Raw genomic sequence first — 13,931 nt, 5'->3', positions numbered from 1 at the left:
GGTGTTTTTTTGGTGAATTATTACATTTTCTCTGTACGCTCATCAACGACCTATCTTAATTACTGATTCTCCCCAGCACAAAAACAGGCCGTTTTGTCATTTTCAACTCTTCCAAACAGTGTTCCTCTACGGTAACAATCGCACATGTGCTTGGACCTGCCGCTTTCACCAATGGTAAATGCGTATCTTCCCACAATAAGGTCGCTTGATTTCGTTTCAGCAATTCCTCTGTTTCATATCGGATTCCTTTGGAACCAACCGGAACGATTTCATGGACACCCAGAGTAGCCCTAATCTGTCTCATCGTTGGCAAATCGCATATTTCACTATCGTCCAGTTTGACTTCATCTCCGACTTTTGGATAACCGATGCAACAGAGAATATCTCCTACCATGCTTTTATCTGCGATCTCGGTTGCCACTCCTATTACTGTAACTCCTGCACCCGTTTGGAGGGTCGGAAAATTGTCTTCCGTGCTTCCATTTAATACTTCATTCTCGTCTAACTCAATCTGTCTAAGTTCATCAATGATTCCTGCAATGATGCTTCGCCCGGTTGGTTCCATTTCAACAGATAGCGTATTCATGACGCCGAAAGGCTTTGCACCAACAGACAACAGCTCCATCAAAGGTACTCGCACGAGAAATCTGCCGAGCACGTAAGGATCAACTTTAATGATGTCGTTTGGCTTGTTCCCTATGGCTCCGCTTGAATCACAAGCGATAACCAATTCTTTATCCATATAGTCCATTACAGTCAAATCACGAAACCGTCTGATTTTATACATTGATTTTCCCCTTAATCGCTTTGACAATTAAACCAGCCAAAATAAAGTTAACCAATGAGCCAACTGTCAGTGGCACTACCATTAACAGAAAGAAGGCCTTTCCAAAGGCTTCAAACGGGATAAACATAGCTGGAACAATAACGCCGTTTAAAAAAGTACCCAGTATAAGACCAAGAACGAGATTCACTCTCCGACTGATAAACCCTGTAACATAACTAACCCCTGCCATTTGCAATGCGATAAACAAATGGATGGGAATAGTTAGAGGGAACCCTGCATTCAGGGACGTCAGCATATGACCAAAAAAGCCAACAATAGCTCCAGCCAGCGGAGATACCAATATCGCTGCAACAAATGCAGGAAATGAATCCAATGCTACAGTTCCAATAGGGGATGGTATTTTCAACAAACTTCCAACAAACGATAATGCAATAAAGATTGCAAGAATTGAGATCATCTTGATGTTTGAAGAGGATTGATTCATTGTCGTCTCCATTCGATAGTTTAATTTACCAATGAATCAATTATAGTCCTTTTCCGGGGTGAGAACGGGATTTTTTTTAGTGTAATTCCCAGCCTCATTCCCAACATCATCCTATATTTTTCCCGATGTATTTCCTGACCGTTACTCATGAAACGTGAACACTGATGCGATAAGATAATTGACATAGCTTACCGATACAAAGATTTTCCAAAAAGGAGAATGATGAGATGATTAACTTTAGGAAACAATTGATGGGCTTATCCCTTTTGGTGGCAAGTTGTCTTGCGTTCACCGGAATTGTGGATGCCTTTGGCGAAACGCAGGCTGGCATGCAAATGAAGAAGTTCAGCCAGCTAGATACAGTGGCTGCCGTTGTTTCAGCCCCTACTTCTGCTACGAAACCGAAGCCGACACCTGCACCTGCTCCGAAGCCCCTCCCCTCTGCCGGGAAAGTAGAGCCCTACGTTGTGAAAGGCTTTTTACGTACCGCGCAGGGCAAGCCAATTCCAGGAGTTACGATCAATGCGGATAACCAATTGTTCTATGACAGCAACTTAGGAGCGGTGACTGATAAAAATGGATTTTATCGGATCCAATTGCCTCACCTTCCGACGACCTGGATTATGTCTACAAGTTTCTCTCTCCCCTATAACGGCAAGGAGCAAAAGCTTTATTTAAGGTCTGACGTCGATCAACCATTCGCTTCAAGTTCAGGGGCTATTCGTAACTTCACCTTGAAGGGTGTCGTGGGACATATCGAAATCAATCCCGATTTTTGGTCGTTTGACGATAGCTTGCCTCAATTTGAAATGAACGACTTAGAAGTTACACTCACACCTGTCGGCCCATTGTTTGACGGAAGCACGGGTAAAACGATCACAACACGTGCAATGGCACTCCAAACAGGCGGTCACGGAGTAGATAAAATACCGCTCGGCCGGTACAAAATATCCGCTATCTGGAAGCCAGAAGGTCACGCTCCCATGCCTATGCTGATTAAAGTTACAGGTAATGGTAAATTTGCTCAGTCGGTCGAATTTGATTTCTATACTCCATTAGGTGCACCTTCCATCTTTGTAAGCCAGTTTGAAACCAAGCTCGACAGTCAAAACGGACAATAAGTTACAGAGAATGGGCGGGGCAGTCTTGAAAGTCCCTAAAACTAAAGAAGCCGGGGAAACCGTTTCGTTTTTCCCCAGCTTCTTTTTTTCTTATTGGTGCGAGGAAAATATGCCAGGAGGATGCCCGTCACTTTAAACAAGTCATGTGAAACCGTTGCTTTAGATTTTAGATTGCTATTGATTTTACCCTACACAACAAAGAAGCCTCCTGCGAATTTCCTGCAAGAGGTCGGTTGTCTAAAAGACGTTTACACGGCCCACAAATGATCACCTCTGAAGTGGGAATTTTCCTTATAAGAGTTTATGCTCTCGTAGTAGTCAAAGGATACGGCTATCCTGTTTGCAATTGCTTAAGGATAGCCGTTTTGCCTGATTATCAGGGTACTCTGACGGAAATGGTGATCGTTTTACCTTTGTACTTCGCTTTGATCGTAGCTTTGCCTGCGGAAACGGCTGTGATCAGACCGTTCTTTACGATTGCGATGTTTTCGTTCGTTGTTGACCACTCAGCTTCTTCAGTGACGCTTTGTTCACTGCCATCCATCAAAGTGGCGGTAAGCTCAATCTGTTGTTCTTTCCCATTGTCCAGAATGACCTTTTTTTGACTAGCGGTCAGCTTCTTTATTGTCTTTAGATCAAACACTTTCACTTCAACCGTAACGCTTTTGCCACCATAGGTCGCCGTAATCACGGCTGTTCCGGTTCCGACTGCATTAACCTTTCCGTTCTCGCTCACAGTGGCAACCTTTTCGTTATCCGATGACCAGAAAACAGAATTGGTCACGTCTTTCTTTTTCCCATTGGATAAAACTGCCGTTACGCTCAGTTGCATGCTTGCTTTCAATTCTATCTGGACGCTTGGTTTTGGCGTCGTAAGCTCTCGCACGTCAAGCTTGGACACGGTTACCGGAATTTGAACCGTTTTGTCCAGGTAACGGATGGTGATCGTTGCTGTTCCTTCCTTATTCCCAGCGGTGATACGGCCTTCCTTTACAGTGGCGATTTTGGTTGCACTGCTGCTGTATTTGGTTTTTTTGTCTGTGGTGATCTCTTTTGTTTCACCGCTCGTATAGACAGCCATTATATGCAATTGCAACGACTGTTTCGGTTTGAGCACGACATTCTTTTCCGATACTTTTATGCCGGTGACCTCGTCGGCCTTCGACAAGACTGTTACCTGGCAGAGGTCGGTCTTCGTCTGATCTGCGGTGGTGACGGTAATAGTCGCCGTTCCCTCAGTCAGTGGCGTAACGACTCCGTTTTGGTCAACCTGTGCCACTGTCGGATTGCTGCTGCGCCACGTTACTTGCTTGTTGGTTGCATAGTCAGGCATTATAGTAGCGGTTAACGTCTCCGTTGCTCCCCCTGCCGTCAAGGTAACCTCTGATTTGCTCATGGTGACGCTTGTTACCGGATAGTACGACGGCGGAATGTAGGCACCTCGTTTTACGGAGATTGTGTAGAAACTTTTGGTGGCCCCGTCAGCCGCCGTCAGCTCAATCCTAATGGTATTGGTCCCCACGTCGAGATCGACAGTAGACGCGATACCACTGGTGAAAGGGTTGCCGTTGATCGTCATCGCCGACTTTGAATCAGCCAAATCAGCCGTTACATTAATAGAAGTTACACCGTTACCCAAATTGACAGCGTAATTGCTTATGTCTGGTGAGAAAGTAGGAGTGAGTATTCCTTGGCTCACTCGCAAGCTGCTTAATTTCGCAGGCGCTGCTGCGTTCACCACTTGTGTCACTGAAAAGCTTATCGGCGTCATGTTGTCCGCAGTCACGATGACCATCGTCGTATACGTTCCTGCAGACAAGCCTGCTTTCGGCGTCACAGTGAACGTCGTGGATGGGATCGTGTCGTTCAACTTCGTACTTCCTAGTGTCGAAATCGTAAAGTAATTCTTATTCGTTCCGTCAAGTGATACTGCCAGGTTGTTCAGGTCTCCTGTACCCGATCGCGTCAAAGTGACCGCTTTCGTTTGTTGCTCGCCCGCGGAATAACCTGCGGTAAGCTCCTTCAACGTCAGATCGGGCAGGGCTTGGATCATGTAGGTCGGAGCAGGCTGCATCGTAACCGTCACGATAGCGGCCAACTTACTTCCACCGATACTTGCGCTGATCGTCGCAGTACCGGCCGTCGTCGGTGCCGTCAACGTCGCTGTGTAGGTGCCGTCGTTGTTGTCTCTCAAGAGGCCTACAGTCCCCAACGTCGACGTTATCTCGACAGCCTCGCCTCCGCTCCGTAGTGCGTTGCCATTGGCGTCCTTCAGCTTCACGCTCACCGTCGTCTGGCTGGTTCCATCCGCTACAAGGGAGGCGTTACCTGCTTCAACTGTACTGGTCGCTATCGATGCCGCTCCAGGCACGAACTGGACGCTCGTCGTCGACGCTATTGGACTACCGTCGACCGTTGCACTGATCGTTGCGGTGCCTATCGTCGTCGGTGCCGTCAAAGTCGCTGTGTAGGTGCCATTTTGCATGTCCGTTACGGCGCTAATCGTACCCAACGTCGACGTTATCACGACAGTCTCGCCTCCGCTCCGCAGTGCGTTGCCTTGCGCATCCTTCAGCTTCACGCTCACCGTCGTCTGGCTGGCTCCATCCGCTACAAGGGAGGCGCTACCTACTTCAATTGTACTGGTCGCTACCGATGCCGCTCCCGGCACAAACTGGACAGTCGACGTCGACGTTATCACATTGCCGTCGACCGTTGCACTGATCGTTGCGGTGCCTACCGTCGTCGGTGCCGTCAAAGTCGCTGTGTAGGTGCCGTCGTTGTTGTCTCTCACGAGGCCTACAGTCCCCAACGTCGACGTTATCTCGACAGTCTCGCCTCCGTTCCGTAGTGCGTTGCCTTGCGCATCCTTCAGCTTCACGCTCACCGTCGTCTGGCTGGCTCCATCCGCCGCAAGGGAGGCGTTGCCTGCTTCAACTGTACTGGTCGCTATCGATGCCGCTCCCGGCACAAACTGGACGCTCGCCGTCGACGCTATCGCACTTCCGCCGATACTTGCGCTGATCGTTGCGGTGCCTACCGTCGTCGGTGCCGTCAAAGTCGCTGTGTAGGTGCCATTTTGCATGTCCGTTACGGTGCTAATCGTCCCCAACGTCGACGTTATCGCGACCGTCTCGCCTCCGCTCCGTAGTGCGTTGCCATTGGCGTCCTTCAGCTTCACGCTCACCGTCGTCTGGCTGGCTCCATCCGCCGCAAGGGAGGCGCTGCCTACCTCAACTGTACTGGTCGCTGCCGACGGAGCTCCCGGCACGAACTGGACGCTCGCCGTCGACGCTATCGGACTGCCGTCGACCACCGCACTGATCGTCGCAGTGCCTGGCGTCGTCTGCGACGTAAGTGTTGCAGTATAGATCCCATTTCGCTCGTCCGTTACAGCACCAACCGTGCCTAATGTTGACGTGATGGCGACCGCAGCTCCTCCGATTGTCAAAGCGTTGCCTTGCGCATCCTTCAGCTTCACGCTCACCGTCGTCTGGCTGGCTCCATCGGCTGCGAGGGAGGCGCTACCTACCTCAACTGTACTGGTCGCTACCGATGCCGCTCCAGGCACGAACTGGACGCTTGCCGTTGACGCTATTGGACTGCCGTCGACCGTTGCACTGATCGTTGCGGTGCCTACCGTCGTCGGCGCCGTCAACGTTGCTGTGTAGGTGCCGTCATTGTTGTCTGTCACGAGGCCTACAGTCCCCAACGTCGACGTGATGGCGACCGCCTTCCCTCCGGTCGTCAAAGCGTTGCCCTGTGCGTCCTTTAGCTTCACACTGACAGTCGTCTGACTTGCTCCATCGGCTGCGAGACTGGACTGCGCAGGAGAAATCCCACTTTCCTCCAAGGATAGCGAATAATCCGCAACCATATACGTTCTAAAGGAAAAATCATACCCTGGAGCGGCCGATCTTCCCCGTTTATAGGGATCGTTCGCGCTGCCATACCACCCAAAACCGGCACTCGCTCCGCCATTTTCGGTAGAGGCAACCATTCGATACATCGTATTTTTCTTCAAATAAGGCGATGCCCCAGAAAAATCGATCGCTACCCAGCCTGGGCTGTACGACGCCACTTCAGCTGCAGCCAGCGGCGTCCCAAGATCGCCTTCCTTATAGATACTCAACCGTATGGCTCCTGTTGAAGCGTAATAATCGAATATGTTGAGCTCAACCTTATTGAGATTACCGGAAATTGCCGGGGTAAATGTCTGATATCTCGGATAATCTCGGTTAACCAAAACATTTCCGACTGCAACTGCCTGCTCTTGGTCCAAAACAGGTGATTCCGCTGCGGATGCAAATCCGGTAGGCAGCAACCCGACAACCACTGAAAAAAAAAGAATGATTGCAATCCATCGTTGATTTCGCTTCATCTATATCCTCCATTCCCTTTAAACACAGTTAATCACGTGATCGTCGCGCCCTGGTTGAACAACTGCATCTTTAAGTGATTTAAGAATTGTATCAATTCGAATTTAAAAAAGAACCTAACTAAAGTTAAGTTTATGTGCGAAATATTGTAGAGATAGCATTTCTTATGGTTCGAGACGCAGTTGATCGAAAAGGACGGGCTTGCTCTCCAGTTAGACCTCCAGCTTGGAGCGAATTGAATGATAGCAGAATAATGTCCCATCCTCTTCCCAGCCCGACGTAAACGAAGCCGCGTTGACAAGTGTCGCTTCCCTTCCCTTCGAATTATCATTTTGATGATAAAGAGAAACACTGTACGGCAGGAGGAGTTGTCCGCCTTGTAAGGGGGGTAGCATCGAAGAACTTGATCTCTACAACAAAAAACAGTCATCACAGAGGATATCCTGCGACAACTGTTCGCTACGTTCAAGGATTATGTAACATCGAGAAACTTGCCAGAAATCAAGGAATTTATCAGTCACTACGTTGATAAGGTCATCGTCTGCAAGGAACACGTAGATGTTATATTTAAATTCAAATATGTATGGTGGAGGCGGTGCTCCACTGTTGATTCCCCTACGAATAGTGTTGCCGGCTTATAGAAGGTATGGGAAGTGCAATGTTAGGGGTGAAACCCCTCCAACAGCCAAGTCGGAATCTCCATCGGCCTGATTTCGCTTATGTATTGAAAAACAGTTGCTTGGAGTCATAAAACAAAAATGACCAAACGGCACTGCTATAGTCATATGTATTTTTGTTACAATGAAGGTTGAAAGTGGGTGTAATTCAATATGCTGCAACTTCAAAATTTGCATTGGGTTGACCGAGTTATGTTACTCATACGCTCTTTTTGGTTTGTCTTAAGCTTGCTTACGATCTACTTCATGGAAGGCGTATATCCGATTTCTACCTATTGGATAATGACTGTATGGATCTCATCCGCCTATGTTATCCCCCTACTCTCCTCTCGACCTGGCAGTATTCATAGGTTCCGTTTCCAAGCGACAGAACTACTTTTTTCTGGCAGTTTTTTTCTGTATTTAGTTAACATTGCAGGAAGCGCGTTTACTTTTATGTATATCCCGATTTTGACAATTGCCTATATGTCCAACAAAAAATCGCATTATGTGATCGTTCCTGCTCTGTTAGGTCTGACCCTGGCTGCCTTTTGGATAGGTGGAATAGAACTAACATGGCTCTCGCTCTCGGACAAATTACTTAAGTTTGCGGTGTTTTATGGTTTGGGTCTTTGTCTCACACGAATCGTACATTCCATGCAAATTATTCAGGAAAAGAACAAAATACTTGAGCAATATGCAAAACAGATTGAAAAAATGGCAATTATAGAAGAACGAAATCGTTTATCGAGAGAGTTACATGATACTATCGGCCACACGTTTATTACGACGATTGTTGGAATGGATGCCGTACTTGCTTTGATCGACAAAAGACCAGAGGAAGCGAAGCAAAGCATGCGGGAATTGCTTTGTATTACCCGAAACGGTTTGGATGAGATACGTAATCACATTCACCAAATAGCTGCCAAACTAGAAGAAGGTGGATTGCATAACAGTATTTCGACCATTGCGAATGAATTTTCCATACATACAGGAACACTGGTGCAGATTAATCTGCAAGGTTCGGAAAGCGAACTGTCAGAAGTGATGAAGCATACATTGATTCGTTGCTTGCAAGAATCGTTAACGAATGCAAAAAAACATGGCGAATCGACAGAAATTCATGTGCAACTCAGCTTTACTGATGATGCGGTTGAGATGACTATTATCGATAATGGACATGGAAAAGAGCAAATCATCCCTGGTTTTGGGATAACATCCATGAAGGAACGATTGGCGGCTTTACAGGGGACGGTTACGATTCATTCCCCTCTGTCAAAATCACATGGAACAAAAGTGACTTGCACTATACCAATAAGGGGACGATGATATGGAGCTAATTCGTATCTGCATTGTGGAAGACCAGGATTTGATTCGGAAAAGTCTTCAAATTGTACTTGATTTAGAAGAAGACTTTCAGATCGTCTCGACTGCGGTAAATGGTAGAGTAGCGATAGAGAAATGTCAGGAGCACCCACCTGATATTGTGCTGATGGACATCCATATGCCGGAAATGGATGGTGTGGAAGCCACAAAAATCCTCAAAAAACGGTTTCCGCTCGTAAAAGTGATAATCCTTACCACTTTTGAAGATATTCATTTCGTTGTCAATGCCATGCAGGCTGGAGCAGAAGGTTATCTTCTGAAGGCAATCGATCCACAAGATCTAAGTACCGCTATTCGCTTGGTGCATAAAGGGAAAACGATGATCCCGCAAGAGTTAGCAAAGGAAATTTTTCTATCACATGTGTCCCTCCTGCATAACAATGAAACATCAATGCAATCGTTCGTACCTGCAGGCAAGAAGAACCTCTACGATTTGATTGAACGAGAGCTGCAAGTGTTGCAACTCATCTCTGAAGGATTGCAAAATTGGGCAATTGCTGAAAAGCTGTATATCTCAGAAGGAACCGTTAAAAATTATGTTTCCAGTATTTACTCCAAGCTGCATGTGCGCAATCGCGCTGCAGCAACCAAAAAAGCCATTGATGAGGGTTTGCTCTAGGAAGTGAGAGCAAGCCCCTCTTTTTTTGTCCAAAGGGCACCTTTTTTTATGACTTTTTTCTATCCTAACGACACTCATTTCCATTGCCTGATCTTGCTACGATAACCATGGCAGTTATGAAAACTCGATTTCCCGCAATCTTTGAAAGGGGTGTCATTATGATAAAAATCAAACAGCTTCTACTCTTGTTATTCGTAGGCATCGCAGTATCAGGCTGTAGCTCCGATACCGCTCTGGTACAAATCAATCAAGAGTATGTCTCGAAAGAAGTGGTGAACCAGATTGAAATTGTAAATACAGGCTCTACAGGCGTTACCCTTATTCCCGATACAACTACCCATGTGACTGTCTCCTTTTCCACAAAAATCAATAAGCAATATGTTGATGATTTCCAAATGCATGTCAGCGAAAGTAACAAAACCCTTACTATTCAAGGGCCAAAACCAATTTTCTCCTTAACAGGGGTCACGATAGATCAACCAATGATCCAACTCAAAGTCCCGCAAACCCTCTATGAAAAAATTGTCGTAGAAACTGCCAGTGGTAACGTGACCTCTTCCAATGTTCAAGCCAAGGTATTACAAATCAGTACCAAATCAGGTCAAGTTACCCTTTCAAATGAACAGTTGTTTAACGATATCAACGTAGAAACCTCAAGCGGTAATGTGTCAATTGGCTACACCGAAAAACCAGTATCACTTGCTATCGATTATCGCTCGAATTCAGGTAAGGCAACCCTCTTCATACCCGATATGCTTTTCTCAACGAACACTGACCACCAGATGATTGGAACACTAGGAAGCGGAAAACCTAAGATTTCGGTATTAACCAATAGTGGGAATTTTGGCGTTAAACAACTTTCCAAGTAAAGGAGATCACTATTCATGGCACAGCTGATAGTAGAAAACGTCGGAAAGCAATATCTCGGACAATCGTGGGCTCTACGCGAAATTACTATACAGATAGAGGAAGGCATCACGGGCTTATTAGGTCCAAATGGAGCAGGTAAATCCTCGTTGATGCGTATACTTGCGACTTTGACACGGCCATCCGAAGGGAAGGTATCGTGGAACAGTCAAGACATTACTCAATTTCCCAATACGATCCGTTCACAGCTTGGTTATTTGCCGCAAGATTTTGGTGTCTACCCAAATTTAAACGCAATTGAATTTCTACAATATATAGCTGCCCTCAAAGGAATGGATCGAAAGGCCGCCAAAAAACGTATTGAAGAGCTACTGCAATTGCTCAATTTAACAGAAGTCTGCAAACGCCCCCTTGGTGGATATTCTGGCGGGATGAAACAGCGGGTTGGCATTGCACAATCCTTGTTAAACGATCCCAAATGCCTCATCCTTGATGAACCCACAGTTGGATTAGATCCGGAAGAACGCGTTCACTTTCGGAATTTGCTCTCTAGCATTTCCAAAGGACGGATTGTCATTTTATCGACGCATATCGTTTCAGATATCGAGGCGGTGGCAGACCGCATCGCGATTATGGCAAAGGGAAAATTGCTTACTCATACTACCCCGGATGCACTCCTTCAAGCGGCAGAAGGACATGTCTGGGAATGTTCGGTTAAGGAAGAACAGTTTCATCTCTTCCAAAATATGTTTCAAATTAGCCACTCTGTCAGAAAAAATGATGGGCTATTAGTCAGGATCGTTTCTGAAGTACCACCAGATCATACCGCTTGGCGGGTGATTCCTACACTGGAGGATGCCTATCTATTTCGAACGGCCGCCCTCAAGAAAGGAGTCACTGCATGAACAACATCACGACTATCTTTGCAATTGCTCTCGCTGATTTTTTCGAACGTATTCGAAGAACAAACTTTTATATTCTCATTGCCTTTACACTCCTATTAGGCTATTTCTTTGTCCCCCCAAAAGAAGCCAGCTACCTCACCTTGGATTTAGGCGGCACGAGAGGTATCTATAATTCTGCATGGATCGGTAGCATGACTGCTGTTTTATCCAACATTGCCATTTCTCTCATCGGTTTTTATGCAGTAAAAAATTCGGTGGAACGAGATGAACTAACGAAAACCGGTCAGCTAATCGCTTCCTCACCCATTAGCAACTTTCAATACACACTTGGCAAAACCACAAGTAACTTCATGCTGCTCCTTTTTCTAACCTTTTTTCTGATGATTGCCGCTGCTGTGATGCAGCAGATACGTGGAGAGGATCATTCGTTACAGCTATGGCCATTGCTTTCCCCTTTTCTGTTTCTTACTGTTCCACTACTAGCATCGGTCAGTGCACTCGCCATATTATTTGAAATGGTTGGTTTTTTAAAGGGCGTTACTGGTAATGTTGTTTACTTCTTTCTCTGGATTGGATCTATGCTCATTAGCCACTTCACCACACCCTCACTCCCCATAGACCCTCTCGCTTTAACGATTCCGTTATCTAGCATGAACGTTTCAGGGACTGGTACAGGGAGCATTGGTATTATCGAAGTTACCGGTCTGCCGAAGACATTTCTTTGGAATGGTATCGACTGGTCTGTCGGCATGATCGCAGCGCGTGTTGCTTGGTTATTGCCAGCCATCTTGCTCGTATTGTGCGGATCGCTTCTTTTTCAGCGATTTGACCAAAATCGTGTACGCCATACAGCCAAAAGGAAGAAACAGAAGCTCCCATCTCTCTCGGAACGTGAGGCTGTAAAAAATGAGCAACCTTCTCCTATACGTACGACCGTTACTCTTACACCTTTATTGTCATATGGAAACGGATTTCGTTTCGTCCAATTGCTATGCTATGAACTAAAAATTTTGTACAAAGGCATGCCACTTTATTGGTATGCGATCCAACTGGCGCTCATATTCTGCTGTCTCATCCTGTCTAGTGATATCGCACTTAGGTGGTTTGTCCCTTTATCTATGATCTGGTCAATGCCTATTTGGGCGAAAATGGGGAGCCAAGCAAAAATACATAAGGTAACGGAGATAATCCACTCTTCTTCACGGTTTCCCGTTTCTCATACGGTCCTTGTATGGGGATGCGGTATCATTGTTAGCCTATTTGCTACAAGCGGTATGCTGCTCTCCTCTGCTTTCTCTCTAAACTGGTATACGCTATTTTCCTTATTAGCAAGCGCTTGTTTTATCTCAGGGCTAGCCATCATTCTTGGCACCTATATTGGTAACAGCAGACCGTTCGAAATCATATTTTTGCTGGTCTGGTATTTGGGTCCGATTAACCAGCTTTCGTATTTTGATTTTATCGGTTCCACACCAAAAGCAAACGAACTTGGCATTCCATTCTGGTTTGCACTCTTTGCCGATATGTTGCTTCTCCTTCATCTGTTAAAACTGAAAGGTACACAAAAGAGACGATCCCTTTTCCAATAAAGGATCGTCTTTTATACGATGGATCTTTGAATTATTTTTTGCTCGTGAACGTGAACGTTTGAGAAAAAATATGCTCATTCAACACTTCTGCAAACTTCTCTTCCTCCTCATAATTCGGAGCATGCCCGGACTTCTCAAACCAAATCAATTCCTTCTGTGGGGCCTTGAGCTTTTGATAAAGTTGTTCGGTTAGCTCGTAAGGAGTATTATGATCATATCTTCCGGTCATAAAATAGACTGGCACTTCTACCTGATCGATCATTTCAAGCAAATTGTATTTCGGCAACTCTGGCGAAATTGCGGTAAAGAGCGTGATTGCACCCGTTTCAAAATTTTCCTTCTCGTCTTCCGTGTATTCAGTCGCTTTTTGCACATCTGGAATCATGACGTCTTGGATGTAGGTGGGACTGTAAAACACTCCTCCCAATTGGACGATCCACTTTCTGTACATTAAGAAGTCGGTGAAGGATTTATATGGTGGTGCCCCTATTGCCTGCAGCTCACGAACAGCTTGTTGATTCCCTACTTCCTTCGCTTTTTTTAAGGTATAGTCGTATCCGATTTTGTCTCCTTTGGTTACATCGACAAATTGCCCGATTCCAATGTACGCATAAAAGGATTGCGGATTCTTTTTCACTTCCAACATTCCAAGAAGACTTCCCCACGAATGGCCTGCCAAATAAATTTTTTCTCTTCCGAACCTTTTTTTCAACATTTCCACCATTTCATGAGTATCCGATACATATTGTTCGACATGTAATGTTTCTTTCTTTAGACTAGGTGAAAATGATTTTCCAGAACCTCTTTGATCCCAGTTCACTACGACATATCGCTTTTCTAAAAGCTTAAAACGTGGATTACTGTTCATTTCTGCATTTCCCGGCCCTCCATGCAGATAGAGCAAAATCGGATTGTTTTTATCCTCACCTCTGATTGTGATCCACTGTTCAGTGCCACCTATCATGACCTTTTCCAAGGTAGCAATACTATTTGCTCCCTGAATTGGTTGTGTGTATACCTTATTCTTGTACGTATTATTCTCTAAGGCTGTCACGCTCGTAATCATGGAAAAACAGAAAGTAAAAGTGGCAAGCACCAGGCATTGTAGCATACGTTTTTTCATTTTTGTATTATCTCC

The 13,931-nt window shown here is 45.8% G+C and carries 10 protein-coding genes; 6 read left to right on the top strand and 4 right to left on the bottom strand.

Features of this window, described 5'->3' with window-relative positions:
* Positions 1-55 precede the first annotated feature (55 nt).
* Together ACQCN2_RS11745 and ACQCN2_RS11740 are read right to left on the bottom strand one after the other, a co-directional pair.
* Positions 56-787 carry an AIR synthase related protein gene (locus ACQCN2_RS11745; protein ID WP_426929104.1) on the bottom strand — a complete coding sequence of 244 codons (732 nt, stop codon included), beginning with the start codon at positions 785-787 and terminating at the stop codon, positions 56-58.
* The gene (locus ACQCN2_RS11740; RefSeq protein WP_426929103.1) at positions 780-1,271 is read right to left on the bottom strand and encodes an ECF transporter S component; all 492 of its coding nucleotides are present in this window, start codon (positions 1,269-1,271) and stop codon (positions 780-782) included. Before ACQCN2_RS11740 ends, ACQCN2_RS11745 begins: the two co-directional genes overlap by 8 nt.
* Positions 1,272-1,498: 227 nt before the next feature.
* On the opposite strand from ACQCN2_RS11740, the gene ACQCN2_RS11735 reads away from it, so the two are divergent.
* On the top strand, positions 1,499-2,392 hold the full coding sequence (locus tag ACQCN2_RS11735) for a carboxypeptidase-like regulatory domain-containing protein (RefSeq protein WP_426929102.1): 894 nt from the start codon (positions 1,499-1,501) through the stop codon (positions 2,390-2,392).
* Between the two features lie 376 nt (positions 2,393-2,768).
* Here the strand turns inward: ACQCN2_RS11735 and ACQCN2_RS11730 are convergent, their stop codons facing one another.
* Positions 2,769-6,773 (bottom strand): invasin domain 3-containing protein, encoded by a 4,005-nt coding sequence (locus ACQCN2_RS11730; protein ID WP_426929101.1) that lies wholly within the window; start codon positions 6,771-6,773, stop codon positions 2,769-2,771.
* An 828-nt stretch (positions 6,774-7,601) separates the two neighbouring features.
* On the opposite strand from ACQCN2_RS11730, the gene ACQCN2_RS11725 reads away from it, so the two are divergent.
* The 5 genes from ACQCN2_RS11725 (at position 7,602) to ACQCN2_RS11705 (ending at position 12,793) form a co-directional block, all read left to right on the top strand.
* Positions 7,602-8,756 (top strand): sensor histidine kinase, encoded by a 1,155-nt coding sequence (locus tag ACQCN2_RS11725; RefSeq protein ID WP_426929100.1) that lies wholly within the window; start codon positions 7,602-7,604, stop codon positions 8,754-8,756.
* 1 nt (position 8,757) lies between these two features.
* Positions 8,758-9,432 carry a response regulator transcription factor gene (locus tag ACQCN2_RS11720; protein ID WP_426929099.1) on the top strand — a complete coding sequence of 225 codons (675 nt, stop codon included), beginning with the start codon at positions 8,758-8,760 and terminating at the stop codon, positions 9,430-9,432.
* A 158-nt stretch (positions 9,433-9,590) separates the two neighbouring features.
* Entirely contained in the window at positions 9,591-10,301 is a 711-nt protein-coding gene (locus tag ACQCN2_RS11715; RefSeq protein WP_426929098.1) for a DUF4097 family beta strand repeat-containing protein, read from the top strand.
* Positions 10,302-10,316: 15 nt separating this feature from the next.
* The gene (locus tag ACQCN2_RS11710; protein WP_426929097.1) at positions 10,317-11,204 is read left to right on the top strand and encodes an ABC transporter ATP-binding protein; all 888 of its coding nucleotides are present in this window, start codon (positions 10,317-10,319) and stop codon (positions 11,202-11,204) included.
* Positions 11,201-12,793 (top strand): hypothetical protein, encoded by a 1,593-nt coding sequence (locus tag ACQCN2_RS11705; RefSeq protein WP_426929096.1) that lies wholly within the window; start codon positions 11,201-11,203, stop codon positions 12,791-12,793. The genes ACQCN2_RS11710 and ACQCN2_RS11705 overlap by 4 nt, the downstream gene beginning before the upstream one ends.
* 31 nt (positions 12,794-12,824) lie before the next feature.
* Here the strand turns inward: ACQCN2_RS11705 and ACQCN2_RS11700 are convergent, their stop codons facing one another.
* Positions 12,825-13,916 (bottom strand): alpha/beta fold hydrolase, encoded by a 1,092-nt coding sequence (locus tag ACQCN2_RS11700; protein ID WP_426929095.1) that lies wholly within the window; start codon positions 13,914-13,916, stop codon positions 12,825-12,827.
* Positions 13,917-13,931 lie beyond the last annotated feature (15 nt).

The organism is Brevibacillus ginsengisoli, assembly GCF_050113715.1.
GTDB lineage: Bacteria > Bacillota > Bacilli > Brevibacillales > Brevibacillaceae > Brevibacillus_H > Brevibacillus_H ginsengisoli.
The sequence above is the reverse complement of the archived record's forward strand: the minus strand, read 5'-3'. Positions and strand labels throughout refer to the sequence as shown.

What these genes read in the sequence shown, in the direction of transcription:
- ACQCN2_RS11745 (WP_426929104.1), bottom strand. Translation starts at nt 787, where the DNA reads ATGTATAAAATCAGACGGTTTCGTGATTTGACTGTAATGGACTATATG.
- ACQCN2_RS11740 (WP_426929103.1), bottom strand. Translation starts at nt 1,271, where the DNA reads ATGAATCAATCCTCTTCAAACATCAAGATGATCTCAATTCTTGCAATC.
- ACQCN2_RS11735 (WP_426929102.1), top strand. Translation starts at nt 1,499, where the DNA reads ATGATTAACTTTAGGAAACAATTGATGGGCTTATCCCTTTTGGTGGCA.
- ACQCN2_RS11730 (WP_426929101.1), bottom strand. Translation starts at nt 6,773, where the DNA reads ATGAAGCGAAATCAACGATGGATTGCAATCATTCTTTTTTTTTCAGTG.
- ACQCN2_RS11725 (WP_426929100.1), top strand. Translation starts at nt 7,602, where the DNA reads ATGCTGCAACTTCAAAATTTGCATTGGGTTGACCGAGTTATGTTACTC.
- ACQCN2_RS11720 (WP_426929099.1), top strand. Translation starts at nt 8,758, where the DNA reads ATGGAGCTAATTCGTATCTGCATTGTGGAAGACCAGGATTTGATTCGG.
- ACQCN2_RS11715 (WP_426929098.1), top strand. Translation starts at nt 9,591, where the DNA reads ATGATAAAAATCAAACAGCTTCTACTCTTGTTATTCGTAGGCATCGCA.
- ACQCN2_RS11710 (WP_426929097.1), top strand. Translation starts at nt 10,317, where the DNA reads ATGGCACAGCTGATAGTAGAAAACGTCGGAAAGCAATATCTCGGACAA.
- ACQCN2_RS11705 (WP_426929096.1), top strand. Translation starts at nt 11,201, where the DNA reads ATGAACAACATCACGACTATCTTTGCAATTGCTCTCGCTGATTTTTTC.
- ACQCN2_RS11700 (WP_426929095.1), bottom strand. Translation starts at nt 13,916, where the DNA reads ATGAAAAAACGTATGCTACAATGCCTGGTGCTTGCCACTTTTACTTTC.